The organism is Streptococcus sp. SS4, assembly GCF_030440125.1.
Classification (GTDB): Bacteria; Bacillota; Bacilli; order Lactobacillales; family Streptococcaceae; genus Streptococcus.
The window spans coordinates 1-1,411 of the sequence record NZ_JAQFJM010000020.1 but is presented as its reverse complement, the minus strand read 5'-3'; the positions used below and the strand labels follow the sequence as shown (position 1 = coordinate 1,411).

1 pseudogene is annotated in these 1,411 nt (G+C 38.1%); it reads right to left on the bottom strand.

The annotated features are described in order from the left end of the window. Window positions 1-40: 40 nt before the first annotated feature. Window positions 41-1,290: pseudogene (locus PCY16_RS11210) on the bottom strand (ISL3 family transposase). Window positions 1,291-1,411 lie beyond the last annotated feature (121 nt).

Here is a 1,411-nt window from a genome sequence, read left to right as displayed (position 1 = left end):
GGCTCTTTGTCAACTGTAGTGGGTGACGAAAAGCTAACATCTAGAGAGGACCAGATAGGTCTTCTCTTTTTGTATATTCAGAGTGATGAAAACACGCTTCCTAAAGTTGATAAAATTTTTAAAACCGAAGCCCAGACGTTTAATATCTTTGATAAGCTTATTGGTCCCCTCCAATTTTGCATTTGAGTAATGTGTTTCTAGTGCATTTTTGATGTATTGTTTATGTTTACGAAAAGTCCTAAAGACTGTTTTGAAGTAATGATTGACCTTGCTTATATTCTCCTCTATGAGTTCAAAAAACTCATCCCCTCTCTTCTCCTGAAAGTGAAAAAGCAAAAGCTGATAGAGGTTATAATAATTGGTGAGTTCTTCTGAGAAATTCAGTGTCTTCTCAACGACTTCATGTGGGCATAATGTTTGATGGAAGGTCTTTGAGTAAAAAGCGTTGAGAGATAACTTACGGCTGTCCTTTTGGAAGAGTCTCCAGTGATTTTTTAAAGCTCGATAAGGTAGTGACTTCTTATCAAACTGGTTCATAATCGCAATTCTTGTCTTTAAAAAGGCACGTCCAAGGTGCTGGATGATGTGGAAACGATCAATAATGATTTCGGCATTTGGAAAAAGTCTTCGAGCTAGTGGCATATAGGCTCCTGACATGTCCATCGTGATAAACCGTACTTTTTGTCGTACTTTCAATGGATACTTCAAAAAGTAGTTTCGTATAGTAGTTTGGCAGCGATTATCAAGTATAGTTATGAGTTCGTTTGTCTCATAGTTCTGTGCCACAAAAGCCAATTCCCCTTTCTTGAAGCCAAACTCATCCCAGGACATAATAGCTGGGAGTTTGTCATAATGTTCCTTGAAAGTAAACTGGTCGAGTTTACGATAGACAGTGGACGTTGACACGCGAAGTCTTCTGGCAATATCCGTTAATGACACCTTCTCAGTTAGGAGTTGTGTAACCTTTTGTCGGACTAGATTGGAGATTTGGCAGTTTTTCTCAACGATAGATGTCTCAGCTACCGTGACTCGTCTACAACTTTTACACTGGAAACGACGTTTTTTCAGACGTAGTAGTGTTGGAGTTCCAGCTTGCTCAAGAAGAGGGATTTTAGAAGGCTTTTGAAAGTCGTACTTGATCATCTTTCCATGGCAATGAGGACATGATGGTGCAGGGGAATCGAGTTTTGCTTGAATCTCGATATGAGTATCAGTTTCAAAAACAAGTGAAATATTGATATTTTGGTCTTTAATTCCGATTAATTCTGTGGTATTCTTAATAAGTCTCATAAGTTCTTCCTAATGATGGTTTGGTTGCTTTTCATTATAGTTCTTATGGGACTTTTTGTCTGCATTCAAAAAGCTCTATAATCTCTACAGTAGTTTTACCCACTACAGAAATTATAGAGCC